This is a genomic window from Stenotrophomonas sp. 8(2023) (genome assembly GCF_030345295.1).
In the GTDB taxonomy this organism is placed as follows: Bacteria; Pseudomonadota; Gammaproteobacteria; order Xanthomonadales; family Xanthomonadaceae; genus Stenotrophomonas; species Stenotrophomonas muris.
The window spans coordinates 614,754-637,444 of sequence record NZ_CP128404.1 but is presented as its reverse complement, the minus strand read 5'-3'; the positions used below and the strand labels follow the sequence as shown (position 1 = coordinate 637,444).

The following is a 22,691-nucleotide window of genomic DNA, read 5'->3' as shown; positions in this document are numbered from 1 at the left end:
TCGTCAAGACTTTGACACGACAAATCCTATTGCCGTGAAGCAGTTCACTATTTCACGTGTTTATAAAGGCATTTTGTTAGACATACGTGACGAACTGCTGGCGCATGAAAAACGGATGTAACTAGCGGCCAGATCAGCAATTTCACGCACACAAAGAAAAACCCGCCGACAAAGCGGCGGGTTTTTCCATACGCGGTGGCATTGCGGCCTGCGCGGAACGATGCGATCAGCCGCACCACACCCGCGCGTTGCGGAACATGCGCATCCACGGCGAATCACCCTGCCATTCAGCCGGTGCCCAGCTCAGGTTGAGCGCGCGCGGGGTGCGCTCCGGGTGCGGCATCATGATGGTGACGCGGCCGTCGGTGCTGGTCAGGCCGGTGATGCCGTCCGGCGAACCGTTCGGGTTCAGCGGGTACTGGCTGGCGACGTTGCCATGGCCATCGATGTAGCGCAGCGAGACGCGGGCGGCAGCCTGGTCGACGGCGTTGTCGAACACGGCCTGGCCTTCGCCGTGCGCTACCGCTACCTGCAGGCGCGAGCCGGCCATGCCACGCAGCAGGATCGACGGCGATTCCACCACTTCCAGCAGCGCGGTGCGGGCTTCGAACTGCTCGCTGGCATTGCGGCGGAACTGCGGCCAGTGCCCGGCACCCGGGATGATGTTCTTGAGCTGGCTCATCATCTGGCAGCCGTTGCACACGCCCAGCGCGAAGCTGTCTTCGCGCGCGAAGAACGCGGCGAAGGCATCACGCAGCGCGCTGCGCTCCAGGATCGAGGTGGCCCAGCCACGGCCGGCACCGAGCACGTCGCCGTAGCTGAAGCCGCCGCAGGCGACCAGGCCGGTGAAGTCCTGCAGCGCCACGCGGCCTTCGATCAGGTCGCTCATGTGCACGTCGAAGGCGCGGAAGCCGGCACGTTCGAAGGCGTTGGCCATTTCGATCTGGCCGTTGACGCCCTGCTCGCGCAGCACCGCCACGCGCGGACGCGCACCGGTGCTGATGAACGGTGCCGCCACATCCTCGTTCAGGTCGAAGCTGAGCTTGGGCTTCAGGCCCGGTGCGTTGAAGGCACGGGCGACCTCGCGCTCGGCATCGGCGTTGGCCGGGTTGTCGCGGCGCTTCTGCATCGCGTGGGTGACCGACCACCAGGCGTCGAACAGTGCGTCCCAACGCCATTCGGCCAGGTTCTCGCCACCCAGCGACACGCGCACCACCGGCGCGGTGGTCGGCTTGGCGATGCGCTGTGCGCATTCGGTCAGTGCGTGGCGTTCGACCAGGTCGGCGAACGCAGCGCGGTCTTCGCGCGCGATCTGCACCACCGCACCCAGTTCTTCGTTGAACAGGCTGCGGAACGGATCATCGCCCCAGGCATCGAGCGTGATGTCCAGGCCAAGGCGCGAAGTGAAGGCCATTTCGCACAGCGCGGCGAAGGCACCACCGTCGCTGCGGTCGTGGTAGGCCAGCAGCAGGCCGGACTGGCGCGCATCGCGGATCAGCTCGAAGAAGCCACGCAGGCGCTGCGGATCGTCCAGGTCCGGAGCGGCACCGGCGAAGGCCGGCAGATCGCCATGGTCGGCGTGCACCTGGGCCAGGATCGAACCGCCCAGGCGCTGCTTGCCGGCACCCAGGCCGATCAGCCACAGCTCGCTGTCCACGTCGCGGTCGAGCAGCGGGGTCAGCTGCTTGCGCACGTCGGCGACCGGCGCGAACGCCGAGATCACCAGCGACACCGGCGACACGCTCTTGTGCGCTTCGCCCTGGTCGTGCCACTGCGCCTGCATCGACAGCGAGTCCTTGCCCACCGGGATGCTGATGTCCAGCTGCGGGCACAGTTCCATGCCCACCGCCTTCACCGCGTCGTACAGCAGTGCGTCTTCGCCCGGATGGCCGGCCGCGGCCATCCAGTTCGCCGACAGCTTGATTTCATCCAGCGCATCGACCGGGGCCGCACACAGGTTGGTCAGCGCTTCGCCCACCGCCATGCGTGCCGACGCAGCGGCGTCGAGCAGGGCCAGCGGGGCGCGCTCGCCGATCGACATCGCTTCGCCGGCCACGCCATCGAAGTCGGCCAGGGTGATCGCCACGTCGGCCACCGGCAGCTGCCACGGGCCGACCATCTGCTCACGCGCGGTCAGGCCACCGACGCTGCGGTCACCGATGGTGACCAGGAAGTTCTTCGAGGCGACGGTCGGGTGCGCGAGTACGCGCAGGCCGGCTTCCTGCAGGTCCAGGCCGCCGGTCTTCAGCGCCGGCCAGCGCGGTGCCGGCGGGTGCGCGGTGTCGCGGTGCATCTTCGGCGGCTTGCCGAACAGCACGTCCATCGGCAGGTCGATCGGCGCATCGGCCGGGGTGTGGCCCGGCACGGCACCGTAGGCCACCACCAGGTGCTCCTCGGCGGTGGCCACGCCAACGGCAGCGAACGGGCAGCGCTCGCGGGCGCACAGCGCGGCGAACTCGGCCAGGCGCTCCTGGGCCACGCCCAGCACGTAGCGCTCCTGCGACTCGTTGCACCACAGCTGCATCGGCGACAGCGACGGATCATCGGTGGGCACCTTGCCCAGGTCGATGACACCGCCGACCTTGGAGTCGTGCAGCAGTTCGGGGATGGCATTGGACAGGCCACCGGCACCGACGTCGTGGAAGAACTTGATCGGGTTGTTGGCGCCCATCGCCACGCAGCGGTCGATGACCTCCTGGCAGCGGCGCTCCATTTCCGGGTTGTCGCGCTGCACGCTGGCAAAGTCCAGGTCCTCGGCGCTCTCGCCGGAGGCCACCGAACTGGCGGCGCCACCGCCCAGGCCGATCAGCATCGCCGGCCCGCCGAGCACGATGACCGCATCACCGGCCTGCAGCGGGATCTTGTCGACCTGCACGCGGTCGATCGCGCCGAGGCCGCCGGCCAGCATGATCGGCTTGTCGTACGCACGCACCAGATCGGCGCCTTCGGGCAGCTCGAAGCTGCGGAAGTAGCCGAGCAGGTTCGGTCGGCCGAATTCGTTGTTGAACGCGGCGCCGCCGAGCGGGCCGTCGGTCATGATTTCCAGCGCCGGCGCCATGCGCGGGTTCAGCGCGCGCGGCGCTTCCCACGGCTGCGGCAGCTCGGGGATGCGCAGGTGCGAGACCGAGAAGCCGGTCAGGCCCGCCTTCGGCTTGCCGCCACGGCCGGTCGCGCCCTCGTCGCGGATCTCGCCACCGGCACCGGTCGAGGCACCCGGGAACGGCGCGATCGCGGTCGGGTGGTTGTGCGTTTCCACCTTGATCTGGAACGCGCTGGGCACCTGCGGCTCGCGGCGGTATTCGCCACTGGCCGGATCGGGGCGATAGCGCGAGGCCGGATGGCCTTCGATCACCGCGGCATTGTCGCTGTACGCGCTGAGCGTGTGCTGCGGAGTCTGCTGGTGGGTGTTCTTGATCATCCGGAACAGCGAGCGGTCCTGCTCCTGGCCGTCGATGGTCCAGCTGGCGTTGAAGATCTTGTGGCGGCAGTGCTCGGAATTGGCCTGCGCGAACATCATCAGTTCCACGTCCGACGGCGACCGGCCCAGCGCAGTGAAACGCTCGCGCAGGTAGTCGATCTCGTCCTGGGCCATGGCCAGGCCGAGGCGCTGGTTGGCGGCCTCCAGCTGGTCCACCGGCACGCGCTCCAGTTCACCTTGGGCCGGTGCCGAGAACAGCGCCTGGCCCTGTTCCACGGTCTCCAGCACCGACTGCGTCATCGGGTCGTGCAGCGCCTTGACCAGCGCCTGCTGGGCGGCGGCATCGGCCGGCCAGCCCTGCACGTCGATGCGCAGGCCACGCTCGACCCGGCTGACTGGCTGGCCGGCACCGCGGACCAGTTCGGTGGCCTTGCTCGACCACGGCGACAGCGTGCCCAGGCGCGGCACCACGATGCGGCTGACCGCGCCGTCGGCCACGGCTTCGGCCTGCGGCGCCGCTTCGAGGATGCGGCACAGGGTGGTCAGGTCGGGGGCGGCGCTGCCTTCGGGCTGCACGAAGTAGACGTGCCAGGCACCACTGATGCGCAGGGAGGGAGCGATGGACTGCAGGCGGGATTCAAGACGTTCGCGGCGGAACGGCGACAGGGCGGGCGCGCCCTCGAGGACCATCATGTCCGGGGAACCGTAGTTGGGAAACGGGCCCGACATTGTACCGGAAGCGGGGGAAGGGCTCTGGCCGGGCGGCGCCCGGCACCCGCCAAGGCCAGGGCAACGGCAACAGCAACGGCCAAAGCAAAAGCGGGGTTCCCGTGGGGTGGCGGGGGGTCCGGATGGCGGGGACGCCGTAAACCCGTCCCTGGGGGCTTGGCCGCGGCATCCATGCCGCGGACACCCCCGCCACCGGACCCACCCCGCCTTCGACAGATTTCCGCGATCTGCGGTAAATCCACGCCATGCGTGCATGCTCTGCGGTAGTGCCGGCCGCTGGCCGGCAACCAGGGAACATCAGAAATCAGGCATTGGAGAGCGCAGCGACCGGCTTCTGCTTTTGATTTTGATTTTTTGTTCTGTCTTTCGTGGCTGGCTGCGCAGGAACCTGTCAGAGGCCGGGTGGGTGGGGTCAGGCGGGGTGTCCGCGGCATGGATGCCGCGGCCAAGCCCCCAGGGACGGGTTCACGGCGTCCCCGCCTGACCCCACCCACCCGGCCAAACCCATGAATTCGCGCCCGACCAGCCACGAGGGGGCTCCGCCGATGGCCGCCGACCGCGCGCAGCGCCGCTCTCCGCCCGAATCCCGGAACCATGCGCTTGCTCACGGATTGACCACGCGATTGATGACAACGTTGTCCCCACCTGGCGCCGGACTCTCTCCCCGGCCCCCCAGGTACCCCGTCCGCCCCCTCCGTCGCCTTCCCGGGCGACGCCCGGACCTGCGTCACGCGCGGCGCCATCGGGGCCCGCGCGCCCTTTGATCGGAGACTTACCCATGTACGACCCGATTGTGCGCAGTGCCGAACGTTCGACCCGAAGCTGTCGTCCCCGCCACCTGGCCTGGCTGCTTGCCCTGGCCGCCGGTACCGCCGCCCTGCCCGGCCTGGCGCAGGCTGCCAGCTGTGCCGGCGTGGCCCAGTGGGACCAGGCCAGGATCTACCGGGCCGGCGATACCCTGCAGAAAGGAGGCGTCCTCTATCGGGCGAACCAGGACATCTGGAACGCGCCGCCGGACCATCCGGCCGGTGCGCCCTACTACACCAACCTTGGTGCCTGCGATGGCAGCGGCAGCAACCAGCCGCCGGTGGTCAGCCTGACCTCGCCGGCCAACGGCGCCACCTTCAGCGCCGGCAGCACGGTCAACGTGACCGCTACCGCCAGTGACCCGGACGGCAGCGTCGCCAAGGTCGAGTTCTTCCGCGACGGCAGCTCGCTGGGCGTGGCCACCGGTGCGCCGTATGCGGCCAGCTGGGCCAATGCCAGCGCCGGCAGCCACACCCTGCGCGCGGTCGCCACCGACAACAACAACGCCACCACCAGCACCCCGACCATCACCATCACCGTCAACGCCGCCGGTGGCGATACCACCGCACCGAGCGTGCCGGGCGGGCTGGCGGCCGGAACGCGCACCGCCAGCAGCATCGCGCTCAGCTGGAGCCCGTCCACCGACAACACCGGCGGCAGTGGCCTGGCTGGCTATGACGTGTACCGCAACGGCAGCCTGGTCGGTTCGCCGTCCAGCGCCAGCTATGTGGATGGCGGGCTGACCGCATCGACCACCTACCGTTACCGCGTGCGGGCGCGCGACAACGCCGGCAATGCGTCGGCACAGGGCACCGAAATCAGCGCCACCACGCTGGCCGGTGACGGCGGCACCACCGGCAAGCGGGTCATCGGTTACTTCACCCAGTGGGGCATCTACGGCCGCAACTACCGGGTCAAGAACATCGACAGCAGCGGCTCGGCCGCACGCCTGACCCACATCAACTACGCGTTCGGCAACGTGCGCAACAACCGATGCGAAGTCGGCATCACCCAGCCGTCGGATCCGAACAGCGGTGCCGGTGGCGATGCCTTCGCCGACTACACCAAGGCCTTCAGTGCCGCCGAGAGCGTCAGCGGCAGTGCCGATACCTGGGACCAGCCGCTGCGCGGCAACTGGAACCAGCTCAAGCAGCTCAAGGCCAAATACCCGGGCATGAAGGTGCTGATCTCGCTGGGTGGCTGGACCTGGTCGCGCGGCTTCTCCAGCGCAGCGCGCCCGGAAAACCGCCAGGCCTTCGTCGCCTCGTGCATCGACGCCTACATCAAGGGCAACCTGCCGGTGACCGACGGTGCCGGCGGTGCCGGTGCCGCGCTGGGCGTGTTCGACGGCATCGACATCGACTGGGAATACCCGGTGGCCTGTGGCATCGAATGCGGCAAGCCGGAAGACAACGCCAACTTCACCGCGCTGATGGCCGAGTTCCGCCGCCAGCTCGATGCGGTGCGGCCGGGCCTGTTGCTGACGGTGGCGGTGGGTGCCGGCATCGACAAGATCCGTGTCACCGATCCGGCCGCATACCACCCGTACCTGGACTACATCAACGTGATGACCTACGACTTCCACGGCGCGTGGGATGCGAAGACCAATCACCAGTCGGCGCTGTTCGATTCGCCGAATGATCCGTCCACCGGCGACCAGAAGCTGTACAACAGCAACGACGCCATCGAGGCCTTCATCAGCCGTGGCGTGCCCGCCGCCAAGCTCAACCTGGGCATTGGCTACTACGGGCGTGGCTGGACGGGTGTGGCCAACGCCAACAACGGCCTGTACCAGATCGCGACCGGCGCCGCCCCGGGTACGTATGAAGCCGGCATCGAGGACTGGAAGGTGCTGAAGAACCTGGCGTGGCCGGGCTACACCGACAACACCGCCGGTGCCACCTGGATCTACAACGGCAGCACGCTGTGGAGCTTCGACACCCCGGCCAACATCACCCGCAAGATGGGTTACGTGAAGACCCAGGGCCTGGGCGGCGCGTTCGTCTGGGAGTTCAGCGGTGACGATGCGCAGGGCACGCTGACCAAGGCGGTCAGTGATGGCCTGAAGTAAGCAAAAGGCCGGGGATGCGACACGCATCCCCGGCTTCCTGCCTGTAGAGCCGAGCCCATGCTCGGCTGCTGTTTCCGCAGCCGAGCATGGGCTCGGCTCTACAGAAAAAGACCAGCGACGATCAGCGCTTGGCCGACAGCTTCTCCAGCGCGGCACGCAGCTGCGCCGGCGGCAGGTAGCCGCCCAGCTGGGTGCCATCCGGCGCGAAGATCGCCGGCGTTCCATTCACGCCCAGCTGCTGGCCCAGCGCGTACTGCATCGCCACCGGGTTGGTGCAGTTCCTGGCCGGCACGCTGCCACCGCGCTTGGCGTTGGTCAGGGCCTGGCGACGATCCGCTGCACACCAGACCGAGATCATGTCGGTGTAGTCCTTGCTGCCCAGGCCCATGCGCGGGAACGCCAGGTACTCGACGGTGATGCCGTTGCGGTTGAGTTCGGCGATGTCCTGGTGCAGCTTGCGGCAGTAACCACACTCGATGTCGGTGAACACGCTGATGGTGTACTTGGCGTTCGGCGCGGCAAACACGATGCGATCGCCGTGGTTGGCCTTGGCCAGCAGGCCGCGGCGGTAACCAAGCAGGCCCTCGCTGTTGGCCGGGCCCTTGGCGCGGGTGTCGTAAGGCTGCGACTGGAACAGGTAGCGGCCGTCATCGGACACGTACAGCAGCTGGCCGGAAACGACGACCTCGCGGAAGCCGGGGAACGGCGCGGCACCGATGTAATCGACCTGGAAACCCGGATTGAGCGCGGTCAACGCGGCACGTACCGCCTGGTCGGCCGGCGCGTTGGCGGCCGGGCTGGCCTTTGCCGCAGCGGCAGCAGGCGCCTTGGCGGCCGGCGGAGCCGGCTGGGCGCAGGCGGTCAGGCTGAGCGCACCGAACACGGCGGCGATGGCAAATCGGAGCATGGAGCGATCCGCAGCAGAAGAAGACCCCGGATTTTGACACAGCCGCCGGTACCGGGCCGCGACGCCCGGCACGGCCCCGGGCAGCGATTCAGCCCGGCGCTCAGCCGCGCGGATGGTGGCGGGCGTGCAGCTTCTGCAGATGCTCGCGCGCTACCAGGGTGTAGATCTGGGTGGTCGACAAGGAACTGTGGCCGAGCAGCATCTGCAGCGCGCGCAGGTCGGCACCGCGGTTGAGCAGATGGGTGGCGAAGCTGTGGCGCAGGCCATGCGGGCTGATCCGCGCCGGGTCGATGCCGGCCACCTGCGCATGGCGCTTGACCAGGTGCCAGAACGCCTGCCGGGTCAGCGCATGCAGCGTCGGCTCGATGAACAACGGGGTCTGACCATCCGCCAGGGCATGCACCTTGCCCTTGCCGACCAGCAGCGGGCGCGACTGCTGCAGGTAACGCTCCAGCCAGTGCTGCGATTCCTCGCCCAGCGGCACCAGCCGTTCCTTGCTGCCCTTGCCGGTGACCCGCAACACGCCCTGGCGCAGGTTGACCGCCGTGGCCGGCAGCAGCACCAGCTCGCTCACGCGCAGGCCGGCGGCATACATCAGTTCCAGCATGGCGCGGTCGCGCAGGCCCAGCGGGCTGTCGATGTCCGGTGCCGCCAGCAGCGCATCGATCTGGCTCTCGGCCAGCGCCTTGGGCAACAGCCGCGGCAGCTTCGGGGGGTCGAGCAGCGCACTGGGGTCTTCGCTGCGTTCGCCACGGCGCACGCCATCGGCGAAGAACGCCCGCAGCGCCGACAGCAGGCGCGCGTTGCTGCGCGGCGACCAGCCGTGGCGGGTGCGCCAGGCCAGGTAGTCGAACAGCCCGGGACGTTCGATGCCGGCCAGGCCACCGTCGCGTCCATCCATCCAGCGCGCCAGCCCTTCCAGGTCGCGCCGGTAGCTGTCCAGGGTGGCGCGGGCCAGGCCGTTCTCGGCCCAGATCGCATCGAGGAAGCGCTGGATGCGCACACTGTCGTCGGCGCGCAGCTCGGGCAGTTGCTGGACCAGCTGGCGGCGTTCGGCGGGGGTGGAAACAAGGGCCATGCATGCAGGATACGAGGGCCACTGCGGGCACGGCCAGCTTTGCGTATGCTCGGCGCATGTCCCGCCCTGCCACCGACACGGCCCCTGCGGCCGCTACCGAAACGCTCCGTCCGCGCGCGCTGCTGCCCTGGCGCATGCTGGCGATGGTCTACGACGCGCTGCCGGTGCTGGCGCTGTGGATGCTGGCCGGCACGCTGTTCACCCTCGCCTACACCTTCAGCGGCCACGCGCAGCGCGAGAACATCGCACCGTTCAGTATCTGGCAGTGGCTGCTGTGGGCGGTGTGCTGGGCGATCACGGGGTGGTATGCCACGGCCAGCTGGCGCCGTGGCGGGCAGACGCTGGGCATGCGGCCGTGGCGGCTGAAACTGCAGTCGCGCGATGGCACGTCGTTGCGGCGCGGCCAGCTGTGGCTGCGCTTCGCGGTGGGGACGCTGTCGCTGCTGCTCGGCGGCCTGGGATTCTGGTGGGCCTGGGTCGACCGCCAACGCCTGACCTGGCACGACCGCGCCAGCGGCACCCGCCTGGTGCGCATGCCCAAGCGGTGATGCACGATCTGTAGAGCCGAGCCCATGCTCGGCTGGCAGGCGGTGCGCAAAAAGCAGCCGAGCATGGGCTCGGCTCTACAGAATCCAGCACGCTGGGCCGGGATGCTGGTGGTCGTGGCACGGATGCCGAAGCGGTGGATTGCCCCGGTAGCGCCGGGCATGGCCCCGCGCTACCAGAATCAGCCCGACTTGCGCCGGAACAACAGTCCGGACACGGCCAGCATGACGATCGGCGGCAGCGCATAGGCAATGCGGTAATCGAACTTCAGCGCACCGGCCATGCGGCCGAAGAACAGCTGCAGCAGCCAGAAGCCCAGTGCAAACAGGATGCCCAGGAACAGGCGCTTGCCCATGCCGCCGCTACGCAGCGACCCGAACGCGAACGGCACCGCGGCCAGGCACAGCGCCAGCACGTTCACCGGGTAGAACCAGCGGCTCCAGTACACATCCTCGAAATCGCGCGCATCCAGCCCGTTGCGCTGGCGGTAGGCAATGCTGGTGCTCAGCTCGGCCACACTGAGGTTTCGCGGCTTGGCGATGCCGGTGGCCAGCGCCGCCGGATCCAGCTTCGAGTTCCACGGCTCACGCGCCACTTCCTGACGGGTGGCCGAGCGCTCGCCGAAGGTGTCGCGACGCACCCCGGTCAGCACCCAACCGTCCTTGTCGTGCTCGGCGGTGGCGGCATGGGTCAACGAGGCGATATTGCCGTCTTCGGCGATCCGGTACAGGCGCACGTCACGCAGGATCAGCCGCGTGCCCTTGTCGCCCACCAGCTGTTCCTCGCCGCTCTGGGCGTTGAGGAAGGTGTCGCCTTCGCGTGCCCATAGGCCGGAGTAGCGGGTGGTGGAGATGTCCCGCCCCCACTTGGCACTGGCCTTCAATGCATCGGCACGGTCCTGCCCCCACGGGCCCAGCGTCTCGGCGCTGAGCACCATCACTGCGGTCAGCAGCGACAGCGCGATCGCCACCGACACGCTCAGGCGCTTGCGCGACAGGCCCAGCGCACGCAGGGCGGTCAGCTCCGAGGTCGCGGCCAGCTGGCCCAGACCCATCAGCGCGCCGATCACCGCGGCGGTCGGGAACATCGTGTAGGCGCGGCGCGGCACCGTGTACAGCACCCAGGCGGCGGCATGGCCCAGGGTGTAGCCGTTCTTGCCGATGTCCTTGAACTCGCCGGAGAACGCCATCACCACGTCCAGGCCGACCAGCACCGCCCAGGTCAGCAGCACCGTGGTGAACACCGACTGGCCCAGGTACAGATCGAAACGCATCGGGCGCAGCCTCATGCGCGGGCTCCCTTCGAGCGGCCCAGGCGGCCATCACGTGCATACATCCAGATCGCCAGCGCCAGCAGCGGCACGGTCAACCACCACAGGCCGAGCGCGGCCGGAATCTTGCCGTTGGCGATCCAGCCACTGCCGATGAACATCAGGTTGGTGCCCACCATGTAGGCCATCAGGGCCAGCATCATGCGGCCGTAGCGCTGCTGGCGCGGCGAGCTGCGACCCAGCGGCACGGTCAGCAGGGCGAAGGCCAGCGCGATCAGCGGCGGTGCCAGGCGGCGGTGCAGCTGCGCCTGCGCCTGGGGGCGCTCATCGCCGATCAGCTGCAGGGTCGGCATCAGTTCCGGGTCGTCCTCGGTGCGGGTCTGTGCACCGTCGGGCAGGGCCACGTCGTTGCGGGCAAAGGTCGCCAGCCGGTAATCCAGCGCGCCGGCCACCGGGCCTTCCACCTGGTGGCCATCATCCAGCTCCAGGAAGCGCTGGCGGGTGCCCTCGAAGAACATGCGGCCACCATTGGCGGACACCACTTCCAGGCGGTCATCCTTCTGGCGCTGCAGGAACACCTTGCCCAGCTGGGTGCCATCGGGCGAGATCGAGGACAGGTACACCACGCCGCCATTGGGCAGCGGGGTGAAGCGGCCCGGCTCCAGGCCGGCCATCAGCACGCTGCGGTTGGCCTCGATGATCATCTGCTCGGCCATCCGGCCGGCCCACGGGCCCAGCCACAGCGAGCAGGCGCCGACCAGCAGCACCACCGGCACCACCAGCATCAGCAGTGGCCGCAGCAGCCGCTTGGGCCCCACGCCAATGGCGGTGATGACCGCCATCTCCGAGTCGCGGTAGAGCCGGGCCACGGCCAGCAGCAGGCCCAGCATCAGCGCCAGCGGCAGGATCAGCGGCAGGTAGGCGATGAACTGCAGGCCCAGCTGGGAGAACAGCAGCTTGGCCGGCAGGCGTCCGTCGGCGATGTTGCCGAGGATGTCCACCAGCACGCCGCCCACGCTGACCACCAGCAGGACGATCAGGGTAGCCAGGAAACTCTGGACGAAATCGCCCAGCAGGTATCGGTCGAGCTTCAGCATGGGGCGGTGGTTTAAACTCTGGGGTTCGTTCGCGGTGCCGCCCAGTCTACTGTCTGGGCGTAAACGGCCTGCGATTGTACGGACTCGCCAATGGAATCTGCTCAATGGCCCTCGAATTCACCCTGAACCACGTTGCTCCGGCCGCCGCCACCGTTGATTGCCTGGTGGTCGGCGCGTATGCCGACCATACCCTGACCCCGGCCGCGCAGGCCCTGGACGCCGCCAGCGGTGGCCGCCTGGCCGCCCTGGCCCAGCGTGGCGACCTGTCCGGCAAGACCGGTGCGACCACCCTGCTGCACGACCTGCCGGGCGTGACCGCGCCGCGCGTGCTGGTGGTCGGCCTCGGCGACGCCGCCCGCTTCGGCGTGCCGCAGTACCTGAAGGCCGTGGGCGACGCGGTGCGCGCGCTGAAGGCCGGCGCCGTCCGCAGCGCGCTGTTCACCCTGTCCGAACTGGCCATCAAGGACCGCGACGCGGCCTGGGCGATCCGCCAGGCAGTGATCGCCGCCGATCACGCCGCCTACCGCTACACCGCCACCCTGGGCAAGAAGAAGGCCGACGATGCCGGCCTGGCCCAGCTGGCCGTGGCCGGTGACGACGCCCAGGCCCTGGCCCAGGGCCAGGCCATCGCCGCCGGTGTCGAGTTCGCCCGCGAGCTGGGCAACCTGCCGCCGAACTATTGCACCCCGGCCTATCTGGCCGACGTGGGCGTGAAGTTCGCCGGCGAGCACGAGGGTGCCGAAGCCGAGATCCTCGACGAGCACCAGATGGAAGCGCTGGGCATGGGCTCGCTGCTGGCCGTGGCCCGCGGTTCGGCCAACCGCCCGCGTCTGGTCGTGCTGAAGTGGAACAATGGCGGCGACGCCAAGCCCTACGTGCTGGTCGGCAAGGGCATCACCTTCGATACCGGTGGCGTCAACCTGAAGACCCAGGGCGGCATCGAAGAGATGAAGTACGACATGTGCGGCGGCGCCAACGTCATCGGCACCTTCGTCGCGGCGGTCAAGGCCAAGCTGCCGCTGAACCTGGTGGTGGTGGTGCCGGCGGTGGAAAACGCCATCGACGGCAACGCCTACCGTCCTTCCGACGTGATCACCTCGATGTCGGGCAAGACCATCGAAGTCGGCAACACCGACGCCGAAGGCCGCCTGATCCTGTGCGACGCGCTGACCTACGCACAGCGCTTCGAGCCGGCCGCGCTGGTCGACGTCGCCACCCTGACCGGTGCCTGCATGGTCGCCCTGGGCCACCAGACCGCCGGCCTGATGAGCAAGCACGACGACCTGGCCAACGAGCTGCTGGCCGCCGGCGAGCACGTGTTCGACCGCGCCTGGCGCCTGCCGCTGTGGGACGAGTACCAGCCGATGCTGGATTCGACCTTCGCCGACGTCTACAACATCGGCGGCCGCTGGGCCGGCGCGATCACCGCCGGCTGCTTCCTGTCGCGCTTCACCGAAGGCCAGCGCTGGGCCCACCTGGACATCGCCGGCGTCGCCAGCGATGAAGGCAAGCGTGGCATGGCCACCGGCCGCCCGGTCGGCCTGCTGAGCCAGTGGCTGCTGGACCAGGTCGCCCGCGCCTGATGCCGTACCCGACCCTGGCCGGCAGACGCCGGCCGGGGCCTCGCCCGGCACTGCCGGGCCCTTGCCTGACCCGGACCCTGCCATGCCCCGCGCCGACTTCTACCTGATCGCCAAGCCCCGCTTCCTGACCGAGCCGTTGCGCCTGGTCTGCGAACTGGCGCGCAAGGCCAACGACGCCGGGCTGTTCACCCTGGTGCTGGCCCGTGACCAGGCCCAGGCCGAGGAACTGGACGAGCTGCTGTGGGCGTTCGACAACGATGCCTACATCCCGCACCAGATTGCCGGCGAAGACATGGACGAGGAAGAGGCCCTGGTGCTGATCGCCGTACCCGGCACCGACGCGCCGGCACGCCCGCTGGTGATCAACCTGCGCGATGAGCCCTGGCTGGGCCAGTGCGAGCGTGTGCTGGAAGTGGTCCCGGCCGATCCGGAAGCGCGCGAACCGCTGCGCGAGCGCTGGCGCCAGTACAAGGCCGCCGGTTACGACCTCAACAAGCACGACATGTGAGCCCGGCGAGGACCCCTTGATGCGCCTGCTGATCGCCCTGATTCTTCCCTGGCTGTCCTTCTTCACCATCGGCCGGCCGCTGGCCGGGATCGTCTGCCTGATCCTGCAGATCACCCTGATCGGCTGGCTGCCCGCCGCCATCTGGGCCGCCTACGCGGTCAGCCAGTACCACACCGACCAGAAGATCCGCCGCGCCCTCGGGTCGCGCTGATCTCCCTTCCGCCTTGATTACCGGTTCCCCCGCATGACCCAACTCGCCTCCAGCTACGACCCGACGTCCTTCGAGACCGACCTCTACGAGGCCTGGGAGAAGGCCGGCCACTTCAAGCCGTCCGGCACGGGCGAGCCGTACACCATCCTGCTGCCACCGCCGAACGTGACCGGCACCCTGCACATGGGCCATGCCTTCCAGCAGACCCTGATGGATGCGCTGGTGCGCTACCACCGCATGCGCGGCTACGACACGCTGTGGCAGGTCGGTACCGACCATGCCGGCATCGCCACCGAAATGGTGGTCAGCCGCAACCTGGCGCTGGAAGGCAAGGGCGAGACCCGCGATTCGCTGGGCCGCGAAGGCTTCATCGGCAAGGTCTGGGAGTGGAAGCAGCAGTCCGGCGACACCATCGAACGCCAGATGCGCCGCCTCGGCACCTCCGCCGACTGGTCGCGCAGCACTTTCACCATGGACCCGCAGCCATCGGCGGCGGTCAACGAGGCCTTCGTGCGCTGGTACGAGCAGGGCCTGATCTACCGCGGCCAGCGCCTGGTGAACTGGGACCCGGTGCTGAAGACCGCCATTTCCGACCTGGAAGTGGAGAGCGCCGAGGAAGACGGCTTCCTGTGGTCGATCGCCTACACGCTGGATGACGGCTTGAGCTACGAGCACGTCGAGCGCGATGCCGACGGCGTGGAAACCCTGCGCGAAATCCGCGACTACCTGGTCGTCGCCACCACCCGCCCGGAAACGCTGCTGGGCGATACCGCGGTGATGGTGCATCCGGAAGACGAGCGCTATGCGCACCTGATCGGCAAGAGCGTGGTGCTGCCGTTGACCGGCCGGCGCGTGCCGGTGATCGCCGACGACTACGTGGACCGCGCGTTCGGCACCGGCGTGGTCAAGGTCACCCCGGCGCACGACTTCAACGACTATGAAGTAGGGGTGCGCCACAGCCTGCCGATGATCAACCTGTTCACCCCGGTGGCGGCGCTGAACGAGAACGCGCCGGAACGCTTCCGGGGCCTGGACCGCTATGAAGCACGCAAGGCCGTGCTGGCCGAGCTGGAAGACCTGGGCATCCTGGTCGAGACCAAGGCGCACAAGCTGCAGGTGCCGCGTGGCGACCGAACCGGCCAGGTGATCGAGCCGTACCTGACCGACCAGTGGTTCGTGAAGATGGACGACCTGGCCAAGCGTGGCCTGGAACTGGTCGAGGACGGAAGCATTGCCTTCGTGCCGCCGAACTGGATCAACACCTACCGCCACTGGATGAACAACATCCAGGACTGGTGCATCAGCCGCCAGCTGTGGTGGGGCCACCGCATCCCGGCGTGGTTCGATGCCGCCACCGGCAGCTGCTACGTCGGTCGCAGCGAAGAGGAAGTGCGGGCCAAGCACAACCTGGGCAGCGAGGTGGTGCTGAACCAGGAAAGCGACGTGCTGGAGACCTGGTTCTCCTCGCAGCTGTGGCCGTTCTCCACCCTGGGCTGGCCGAACGAACAGGCCATGGCCGAGCGCGGCTTCGATCGTTACCTGCCGTCGTCGGTGTTGATCACCGGCTTCGACATCATCTTCTTCTGGGTGGCGCGCATGATCATGGCCACCGACAACCTGGTCGGGAAGATCCCGTTCAAGGACGTCTACTTCACCGGCCTGATCCGCGACGGCCAGGGCCAGAAGATGTCCAAGAGCAAGGGCAACGTGCTCGACCCGCTGGACATCATCGACGGCATCACCATCGACGACCTGGTCGCCAAGCGCACCGGCGGCCTGATGCAGCCGAAGATGGTGGAGAAGATCGAGAAGGCCACCCGCAAGGAATTCCCGGACGGCATTGCTGCCCACGGTGCCGATGCGCTGCGCTTCACCATCGCCGCGCTGGCCACCCACGGCCGCGACATCAAGTTCGACATGAACCGCGCCGAGGGCTACAAGAACTTCTGCAACAAGCTGTGGAACGCCAGCCGCTTCGCGCTGATGAACACCGAAGGTGCGGCGTTCACCGGCGTGCCGACCCCGCGCACCGATGCCGAGCGCTGGATCCTTTCGCGCCTGGCCGCCACCACCGCCGAAGCGCAGGGCCATTTCGCCGCGTACCGCTTCGACCTGCTGGCGCAGTGCCTGTACGAGTTCGCCTGGAACGCGTTCTGCGACTGGTTCCTGGAGCTGAGCAAGCCGGCACTGAACGGTGCCGACGCGGCTGATGCCGAAAGCACCCGCCACACCCTGCTGTACGTGCTGGAAGCGCTGCTGCGCCTGCTGCACCCACTCACCCCGTTCATCACCGAACAGCTGTGGCAGCAGCTGGCCCCGCGCCTGGGCCTGGCCGAAACCACGCTGTCGCTGCGGCCGTATCCGACCGCCGCCGAATTCGCCGGTGATTTCGCCCAGGCCGAGGCCGACGTGGAATGGCTGAAGGCGGTGATCAGTGCGGTGCGTCGCGTGCGCAGCGAATTGAACGTCGCGCCGTCCAGGCAGGTGCCGCTGCGGCTGCAGGCCGGCCTGGAGCAGGACCGCGTGCGCATCGAACGCTTCAGCGCCTCGCTGTCGTTCCTGCTGAAGCTGGACAGCATCCAGTGGCTGGCCGAGGGCGAAAGCGCACCGCCGGCGGCCGCCGCGATCGTGGGCGAGCTGAAGCTGCTGGTGCCGCTGGAAGGCCTGGTCGATCTCGATGCCGAGCGCGCGCGCCTGGACAAGGAGATCAAGCGCGTGGAAGGCGAGCAGGAAAAGAGCGAAACCAAGCTGGCCAGGTTCACCGACAAGGTGCCACCGGCGGTGGTCGATCAGGAGCGCGTGCGCCTGGTCGACTGGAACACCCAGCTGGCCGGCCTGCGCGAGCAGCGCGCGAAGCTGTAACGCCGCGCTCTGGTGCGTGCCAACCAAGGTTGGCACCTGCCACGGCGGGAGAGGTTGGCACCCACCGAAGCGGAATCGGAAACGCCGGGCGATGCCCGGCGTTTCCATTTGCCCCGCATGGCATCATCGGCGGATGCCGCTTTCCATCTTCCTGCTCGTCCTCGCTGCCGCGGCGCTGCATGCCAGCTGGAATGCGATCGTCAAGCGCGGCCCGGACAAGTTCCTCGGTACCGTGCTGGTGACCGGCAGTGCCGCGTTGCTGTCGGCCGCCGCCCTGCCCTTCCTGCCCTTCCCGGCCGCGCACAGCTGGCCCTGGCTGGCTGCGTCGGTGCTGCTGCAGGTGACCTACTACGGGCTGGTCGCGCGTTGTTACCAGCAGGTCGACATGAGCCTGGCCTACCCGCTGATGCGTGGCAGCGCGCCGATCCTGGTCGCACTGGCCGGCACCCTGCTCGGTGAGCCATTGCCCGCCGCAGCGTGGCTGGGCGTGGTGCTGGTGAGCACCGGCATCCTGTGCATGGCACTGGGTGCGCGCGGCGGCCAGCTGCGCCTGCCGCTGCTGACAGCGGCGATGATCGCCACCTACACGCTGGTCGATGCGCAGGGTGCGCGCCAGTCCGGCAGCGCGCTCAGCTACACGTTGTGGTTGTTCCTGCTGTCGGGCATCCCGCTGCCGCTGTGGGCGTTGTATACGCGCGGCGGCGCGGTACTGGACTATGCGCGGCAGCATTGGCCGCTGGGACTGGCCGGTGGCGTCGGCACCACCGCCTCCTATGCAATGGCGTTGTGGGCCATGACCCAGGCGCCGGTGGCAATGATCTCGGCGCTGCGCGAATCCTCGATCCTGTTCGCGCTGCTGATCTCGGTGTTCCTGCTGCGCGAGCGGGTGCCGCGCACGCGCTGGCTGGCAGCGTCGCTCATCGTGGGCGGCGTGCTGGCGTTGCGGCTGGCGTGAGCGACGCATCGGTAGTGCCGGCCGCTGGCCGGCAACCCGTCTGCGTTACAGCGGCGGCATTTCCTGCAGATCGCCGTCGACCAGCTCGATCGCCATCACGACCGCATCCTCGCGGCCCTGTGCAGCCGGGTAGTAGCGCGGGCGGCGGCCGATCTCGTTGAATCCTTCGCTGTGATACAGCGCCAGCGCCGGCGTATTGGACGGACGCACTTCCAGGAAGACGCGCTGTGCGCCACGGTCGGCGGCCAGCTGCACCAGCGCGCGCAGCAGCTGGCGACCCAGCCCGCGCGACTGTGCCAGCGGATCGATGCAGATGTTCAGCACGTGCGCTTCATCGGCGGCGATGCTGAGCACGCCATAGCCGACCAGCAGGCCATCGCGCTCCATCGCCAGGCCGGGATAGCCGGCACGCAGGCAGTCGATGAAGATGCCGCGGGTCCAGGGAAAAGGATAGCCGCGCAGTTCGATCGCCATCACCGCATTGAGGTCGCTCTCGCGCAGCGCACGCAGGCTGACCGGGCCGGGCCGGGTGACCGCGCTCATGGCGTGCCCCGCTTGCGCAGGGCACGCAGCTGCGGCCACAGCGCACGCTTGGCGGCCGGGTCGTGGCGCAGCTGGTCCAGCGGCCAGCTGTCCATCAACCGCTGCGTAGCCGGGTCATTCGGGTTGCAGCCGGACGCACGCAGCAGCGCGATCTGCAGGCGATCCGGCAGGCGGACCACCGGCTGGCGCGCGTTGCCGCTGGGCATCGGGCGCTCAGCCGCCGGCACGGTATCCGGGGCACTGACCGGCGTTTCGCGGCGCGGCGGTGCCGGGCGTTCCGGGCGGGCTGCGGGCGCCACCCCGGCATGCTGTTCGCGCGACGGCACGGGGGCCCGCACCGGTTCCGGCGGGGCGACGCTGGCCTCGGCTTCGGCCACGCTCAACTGCAGCGCGGCATCCAGCTCGGCAGCCAGCTGGCCATCGTGATAGACGGTGTAGCCCATGGCCTGCAGCCAGGCCTGCTGGGCCGGTGACCACAGCACGGGCAGGTCCTGGCTCACGCGGCCTCGGGCTTCTTGCGCAGGCGCTGCACGGCCCACATCACCGGGCCGGACAAGGCGTACAGGATGCCGACCGCGAACAGCACGCGCGGCAGGTCGATGACCGCAATCGCGATCGCCACCGGCACCAGTGCCAGCACCAGGAACGGCACGCGGTCCGAACGGGTGCCCTTGGCAGCGCCACCCTTGAAGCTCCAGAAGCGGATGCGGCTGACCATCAGCAGCGCAGCGATGATCGTCACCGCCAGCGCCACGTACCGCAGCTGGTTGCCGTCCCAGCCCAGGTTGCCGTCGGCGAACGCCCAGACGAAGGACATCATCAGGCCCGCTGCGGCCGGGCTGGCCAGGCCGACGAACCAGCGCTTGTCGACCACCGCTACCTGGGTATTGAAGCGGGCCAGGCGCAGCGCCGCGCAGGCCGCATACAGGAAGGCCACGGCCCAGCCGACGCGGCCGAGCAGCGGATCGTCGAACTTCAGCCACGACAGCGACCAGTGGTACATCACCAGCGCCGGAGCCATGCCGAAGCTGACCAGGTCGGCCAGCGAGTCGTACTGCACGCCGAATTCGCTGCTGGTACCGGTCAGGCGCGCCACGCGCCCGTCCAGGCCATCCATCACCGCCGCCACGAACACGGCGATGCTGGCATTGACGAAATCCCCGTTGGCCGCGGCGATGATCGCGTAGAAACCGGCGAACAGGCCGGCGGTGGTGAACAGGTTGGGCAGCAGGTAAATCGTGCGCGAGCGCGGCGGCGGTGTGATCGGGTCCATGGAATCCAGTTTAATCGACTTGCCAGCGGTCGGCGCCAATGCTGCAATCGGCGTTCTGCGCCCATTCCGTGGAGTCTGCCATGCGTGCCCTGTCCTGCCTTGGATGCCTGCTGCTGTTGGCCAGTGCCAACGCCTTGGCCGGCCCCGTCTACAAATGGAAGGACGCCCATGGCGTAACCCAGTATTCGGAGACCCCGCCGGCGGGCAAGAAGTTCGAGACCCGCGAGCAGGCCCGCACCCCGCAGGCCGCAGCCGGCACCGAGACCCCGGCCGCGCCGGTCCCCGGGCAGTGCAGCACGGCCCGGGCCAACCTGGCCCTGCTGGACGGTGGTGGCCAGGTGATGCAGGACACCGATGGTGATGGCAAGGCCGATACCCCGTTGACGCCGGAGCAGCACACCGCGCAGAGGGGATTGGCGGAGGCCGCCATCAAGGCGTACTGCCCACCGGCCGGTTAAGGGTATCGGCAGGGCTGCGCCCTGCACCTGCAGAGGCAACAGCAAGGGCAACAGCCGGCTCTGGGCTATCTGTGGGTTGGGCGGGGCGGTGTCGGTGGTAGATCCACGCCATGCGTGGATGAAATCTGTCAGATCTCGAATTGAATTCGGGGTCAGATCCGTTTTCCTGCGGAAAACGGATCTGACCCCAGGAGCCATTCCGACAGCTCGCAGGAAACTGTCGAAGGCGGGGTGGGTCCGGCGGCAGGGGTGTGAGCGCCATGGGCCCGAGGCATGCCTCGGGCGGGTTGGGCAGGACGCTCAACACCGGTCTTGCCGTGTGCGCAGGACAGCGCACACGAGCAAGCCGCGACCAAGCCCCCAGGGATGGGTTTACGGCGTCCCCTGCCGCCGGACCCACCCCGCCATCTCCCAGGAAACCCGTTTTTGCTGTTGCTGTTGCCGGCCAGCGGCCGGCACTACCCGCAGGTGCAGGGCGCAGCCCTGCCGATACCCCTCCCCCCGGCCGGGCTGGCAGAATAGAGGTCTCTGCCGTTATCCGAAGCCGACGATGCGCCTCTCCCAGTTCCACCTGCACACCACCAAGGAAACCCCCAGCGACGCCGAGCTGACCAGCCATCGGCTGATGCTGCGCGCGGGCATGATCCGCAAGCTGGCATCGGGCCTGTACACCTGGTCGCCGCTGGGCCTGCGCGTGCTGCGCAAGGTCGAGCGCATCGTGCGCGAGGAAATGGACCGGGCCGGTGCCGTGGAATTCCAGATCCCGACCATCCAGCCGAAGGAACTGTGGGAGCAGACCGGCCGCTGGCAGAAGTTCGGCCCGCAGCTGCTGAAGATCAAGGACCGCAAGGACCAGGTGTTCTGCTACAGCCCGACCGCCGAAGAAGCCGCCTGCGACTTCGCGCGCAGCGAGCTGTCCAGCTACAAGCAGCTGCCGGTGAACTTCTACCAGGTGCAGACCAAGTTCCGCGACGAGATCCGCCCCCGCTTCGGCGTGATGCGCTCGCGCGAGTTCCTGATGAAGGACGCCTATTCGTTCCACCTGCACGATGAGTGCCTGGTGCGCGAATACGAGAACATGAAGTCGGCCTACAGCCGCATCTTCACCCGCCTCGGCCTGGATTTCCGCATGGTGCAGGCGGACTCCGGTGCCATCGGCGGTGATGCGTCGCAGGAATTCCACGTCATCGCCGATTCCGGCGAGGACGCGCTGGTGTTCTCCACCGGCTCGGACTACGCAGCCAACATGGAAGCGGCGATTGCCGCCGACCCGGCGCCGCGTGCGGCCGCCACCGAAACGATGCGCAAGGTGGATACCCCCACCCAGAAGACCTGCGAGGACGTCGCGGCGCTGCTCGGCATCGACCTGCAGCGCACGGTGAAGTCGGTGGCGCTGATCGCCGGCGAAGGCAAGGCACAGCAGTTCGTGCTGGCGCTGGTGCGTGGCGACCATGAGGTCAACGAGATCAAGCTGGCCAAGGTCGCCGGCCTGGACGAGCAGCGCTTCGCCAGCGAGGCGGAAATCGCCGAGCACCTGGGCAGCGTGCCGGGCTTCCTTGGCCCGGTCGCGCCGGCCAAGGCCATCCGCGTGGTCGCCGATCGCGAAGTGGCGGCGATGGCCGACTTCGTCGTCGGCGCCAACGAAGCCGGTTTCCACCTGGCCGGCGTCAACTGGGGCCGCGACCTGCCGGAACCGGAAGTGGCCGACATCCGCAACGTGCGGGCCGGCGACCGTGCCGTGGACGGCGGTGAACTGAAGATCGCACGTGGCATCGAAGTCGGCCATGTGTTCCAGCTCGGCCGCAAGTACGCCGAAGCGCTGGATGCCACCGTGCTGGACGAGAACGGCAAGGCCGCGGTGATGGCGATGGGGTGCTACGGCATCGGCATCTCGCGCGTGGTGGCTGCCGCGATCGAACAGAACCATGACGATGCCGGCATCATCTGGCCGGACGCGATGGCGCCGTGGCAGGTGGTGGTGTGTGTGATCAACCCGAAGGGCGATGCGGCCGTGGCCGACGCCGCTGCCAACCTGCTGCAGGAGCTGCGCGACGCGGGCCTGGACGCTGCACTCGACGACCGCGGCCTGCGCCCGGGCGCGATGTTCGCCGACATGGAGCTGATCGGTATTCCGCATCGCGTGGTGGTCAGCGAACGCGGCCTGGCCGCTGGCACCTACGAGTACCGCTCGCGCCGCGCCAGCGACGCGGAGAACCTGGACAAGGCCTCCCTGCTGCAGCGTCTGCAGGGCTGATCAGGAAAAGACCGGGGCCTGCCCCGGTCTTTTTTTTTGCCCGCGCCCTTCCCCGATATTGCAGCGGACATAATCCGGTCAAAATCACCGCGACGGCGTCTGCATGCCGCCACGCCATGAC

General features: G+C 68.5%; 17 protein-coding genes. 9 read left to right on the top strand and 8 right to left on the bottom strand.

The annotated features are described in order from the left end of the window. Window positions 1-226 precede the first annotated feature (226 nt). Entirely contained in the window at window positions 227-4,111 is a 3,885-nt protein-coding gene (gene purL, locus QP609_RS02900; RefSeq protein WP_197621112.1) for a phosphoribosylformylglycinamidine synthase, read from the bottom strand. An 814-nt stretch (window positions 4,112-4,925) separates the two neighbouring features. Between purL and QP609_RS02895 the strand changes: the two genes are divergently transcribed. Further along, window positions 4,926-7,025 carry a glycosyl hydrolase family 18 protein gene (locus QP609_RS02895; protein ID WP_289213858.1) on the top strand — a complete coding sequence of 700 codons (2,100 nt, stop codon included), beginning with the start codon at window positions 4,926-4,928 and terminating at the stop codon, window positions 7,023-7,025. 121 nt (window positions 7,026-7,146) lie between these two features. On the opposite strand, the gene QP609_RS02890 is transcribed toward QP609_RS02895, so the two are convergent. After that, window positions 7,147-7,932, bottom strand: coding sequence for a thioredoxin fold domain-containing protein (locus QP609_RS02890; RefSeq protein WP_014645882.1), 786 nt, complete (start codon window positions 7,930-7,932; stop codon window positions 7,147-7,149). Between the two features lie 100 nt (window positions 7,933-8,032). After that, window positions 8,033-9,010, bottom strand: a complete 978-nt coding sequence (gene xerD, locus QP609_RS02885; protein WP_046428433.1) for a site-specific tyrosine recombinase XerD — start codon at window positions 9,008-9,010, stop codon at window positions 8,033-8,035. Between the two features lie 56 nt (window positions 9,011-9,066). On the opposite strand from xerD, the gene QP609_RS02880 reads away from it, so the two are divergent. After that, window positions 9,067-9,558 (top strand): RDD family protein, encoded by a 492-nt coding sequence (locus tag QP609_RS02880; protein WP_197621754.1) that lies wholly within the window; start codon window positions 9,067-9,069, stop codon window positions 9,556-9,558. A gap of 179 nt (window positions 9,559-9,737) precedes the next feature. Here QP609_RS02880 and lptG read toward each other — a convergent pair whose 3' ends face one another. Together lptG and lptF are read right to left on the bottom strand one after the other, a co-directional pair. Continuing rightward, a complete protein-coding gene (gene lptG / locus QP609_RS02875) occupies window positions 9,738-10,844 on the bottom strand; it encodes an LPS export ABC transporter permease LptG (protein WP_032962258.1) in 1,107 nt (368 codons plus the stop codon). Continuing rightward, window positions 10,841-11,923 carry an LPS export ABC transporter permease LptF gene (gene lptF, locus QP609_RS02870; RefSeq protein WP_032962260.1) on the bottom strand — a complete coding sequence of 361 codons (1,083 nt, stop codon included), beginning with the start codon at window positions 11,921-11,923 and terminating at the stop codon, window positions 10,841-10,843. The genes lptG and lptF overlap by 4 nt, the downstream gene beginning before the upstream one ends. Before the next feature lie 104 nt (window positions 11,924-12,027). On the opposite strand from lptF, the gene QP609_RS02865 reads away from it, so the two are divergent. The 5 genes from QP609_RS02865 (at window position 12,028) to QP609_RS02845 (ending at window position 18,042) form a co-directional block, all read left to right on the top strand. Next, on the top strand, window positions 12,028-13,506 hold the full coding sequence (locus QP609_RS02865) for a leucyl aminopeptidase (RefSeq protein ID WP_197574388.1): 1,479 nt from the start codon (window positions 12,028-12,030) through the stop codon (window positions 13,504-13,506). Window positions 13,507-13,588: 82 nt separating this feature from the next. After that, window positions 13,589-14,014 carry a DNA polymerase III subunit chi gene (locus QP609_RS02860; RefSeq protein ID WP_014645876.1) on the top strand — a complete coding sequence of 142 codons (426 nt, stop codon included), beginning with the start codon at window positions 13,589-13,591 and terminating at the stop codon, window positions 14,012-14,014. A 19-nt stretch (window positions 14,015-14,033) separates the two neighbouring features. Next, the gene (locus QP609_RS02855; protein WP_014035920.1) at window positions 14,034-14,225 is read left to right on the top strand and encodes a YqaE/Pmp3 family membrane protein; all 192 of its coding nucleotides are present in this window, start codon (window positions 14,034-14,036) and stop codon (window positions 14,223-14,225) included. 33 nt (window positions 14,226-14,258) lie between these two features. Beyond that, window positions 14,259-17,087 carry a valine--tRNA ligase gene (locus QP609_RS02850; RefSeq protein ID WP_197621753.1) on the top strand — a complete coding sequence of 943 codons (2,829 nt, stop codon included), beginning with the start codon at window positions 14,259-14,261 and terminating at the stop codon, window positions 17,085-17,087. 133 nt (window positions 17,088-17,220) lie between these two features. After that, window positions 17,221-18,042, top strand: coding sequence for an EamA family transporter (locus tag QP609_RS02845; RefSeq protein ID WP_032962266.1), 822 nt, complete (start codon window positions 17,221-17,223; stop codon window positions 18,040-18,042). A 45-nt stretch (window positions 18,043-18,087) separates the two neighbouring features. Here QP609_RS02845 and rimI read toward each other — a convergent pair whose 3' ends face one another. From rimI to pssA, 3 genes are read right to left on the bottom strand one after another with little or no spacing between them, the layout of a single operon-like run. After that, complete coding sequence (gene rimI, locus QP609_RS02840) at window positions 18,088-18,585, bottom strand: ribosomal protein S18-alanine N-acetyltransferase (protein WP_014645873.1); 498 nt, start codon at window positions 18,583-18,585, stop codon at window positions 18,088-18,090. Further along, window positions 18,582-19,085 carry a hypothetical protein gene (locus tag QP609_RS02835; RefSeq protein WP_014645872.1) on the bottom strand — a complete coding sequence of 168 codons (504 nt, stop codon included), beginning with the start codon at window positions 19,083-19,085 and terminating at the stop codon, window positions 18,582-18,584. Before QP609_RS02835 ends, rimI begins: the two co-directional genes overlap by 4 nt. Then, window positions 19,082-19,858 (bottom strand): CDP-diacylglycerol--serine O-phosphatidyltransferase, encoded by a 777-nt coding sequence (gene pssA / locus QP609_RS02830; RefSeq protein ID WP_005415206.1) that lies wholly within the window; start codon window positions 19,856-19,858, stop codon window positions 19,082-19,084. Before pssA ends, QP609_RS02835 begins: the two co-directional genes overlap by 4 nt. An 80-nt stretch (window positions 19,859-19,938) precedes the next feature. On the opposite strand from pssA, the gene QP609_RS02825 reads away from it, so the two are divergent. Together QP609_RS02825 and QP609_RS02820 are read left to right on the top strand one after the other, a co-directional pair. Beyond that, window positions 19,939-20,316 carry a DUF4124 domain-containing protein gene (locus QP609_RS02825; protein ID WP_197621752.1) on the top strand — a complete coding sequence of 126 codons (378 nt, stop codon included), beginning with the start codon at window positions 19,939-19,941 and terminating at the stop codon, window positions 20,314-20,316. A 550-nt stretch (window positions 20,317-20,866) separates the two neighbouring features. Further along, window positions 20,867-22,570 (top strand): proline--tRNA ligase, encoded by a 1,704-nt coding sequence (locus QP609_RS02820; RefSeq protein WP_046428415.1) that lies wholly within the window; start codon window positions 20,867-20,869, stop codon window positions 22,568-22,570. The last annotated feature ends 121 nt before the right edge of the window (window positions 22,571-22,691 follow it).

Bases quoted from the DNA above. Each gene is read 5' to 3' on its own strand.
- purL (WP_197621112.1), bottom strand. From the start codon at position 4,111: ATGATGGTCCTCGAGGGCGCGCCCGCCCTGTCGCCGTTCCGCCGCGAA.
- QP609_RS02895 (WP_289213858.1), top strand. From the start codon at position 4,926: ATGTACGACCCGATTGTGCGCAGTGCCGAACGTTCGACCCGAAGCTGT.
- QP609_RS02890 (WP_014645882.1), bottom strand. From the start codon at position 7,932: ATGCTCCGATTTGCCATCGCCGCCGTGTTCGGTGCGCTCAGCCTGACC.
- xerD (WP_046428433.1), bottom strand. From the start codon at position 9,010: ATGGCCCTTGTTTCCACCCCCGCCGAACGCCGCCAGCTGGTCCAGCAA.
- QP609_RS02880 (WP_197621754.1), top strand. From the start codon at position 9,067: ATGTCCCGCCCTGCCACCGACACGGCCCCTGCGGCCGCTACCGAAACG.
- lptG (WP_032962258.1), bottom strand. From the start codon at position 10,844: ATGAGGCTGCGCCCGATGCGTTTCGATCTGTACCTGGGCCAGTCGGTG.
- lptF (WP_032962260.1), bottom strand. From the start codon at position 11,923: ATGCTGAAGCTCGACCGATACCTGCTGGGCGATTTCGTCCAGAGTTTC.
- QP609_RS02865 (WP_197574388.1), top strand. From the start codon at position 12,028: ATGGCCCTCGAATTCACCCTGAACCACGTTGCTCCGGCCGCCGCCACC.
- QP609_RS02860 (WP_014645876.1), top strand. From the start codon at position 13,589: ATGCCCCGCGCCGACTTCTACCTGATCGCCAAGCCCCGCTTCCTGACC.
- QP609_RS02855 (WP_014035920.1), top strand. From the start codon at position 14,034: ATGCGCCTGCTGATCGCCCTGATTCTTCCCTGGCTGTCCTTCTTCACC.
- QP609_RS02850 (WP_197621753.1), top strand. From the start codon at position 14,259: ATGACCCAACTCGCCTCCAGCTACGACCCGACGTCCTTCGAGACCGAC.
- QP609_RS02845 (WP_032962266.1), top strand. From the start codon at position 17,221: ATGCCGCTTTCCATCTTCCTGCTCGTCCTCGCTGCCGCGGCGCTGCAT.
- rimI (WP_014645873.1), bottom strand. From the start codon at position 18,585: ATGAGCGCGGTCACCCGGCCCGGCCCGGTCAGCCTGCGTGCGCTGCGC.
- pssA (WP_005415206.1), bottom strand. From the start codon at position 19,858: ATGGACCCGATCACACCGCCGCCGCGCTCGCGCACGATTTACCTGCTG.
- QP609_RS02825 (WP_197621752.1), top strand. From the start codon at position 19,939: ATGCGTGCCCTGTCCTGCCTTGGATGCCTGCTGCTGTTGGCCAGTGCC.
- QP609_RS02820 (WP_046428415.1), top strand. From the start codon at position 20,867: ATGCGCCTCTCCCAGTTCCACCTGCACACCACCAAGGAAACCCCCAGC.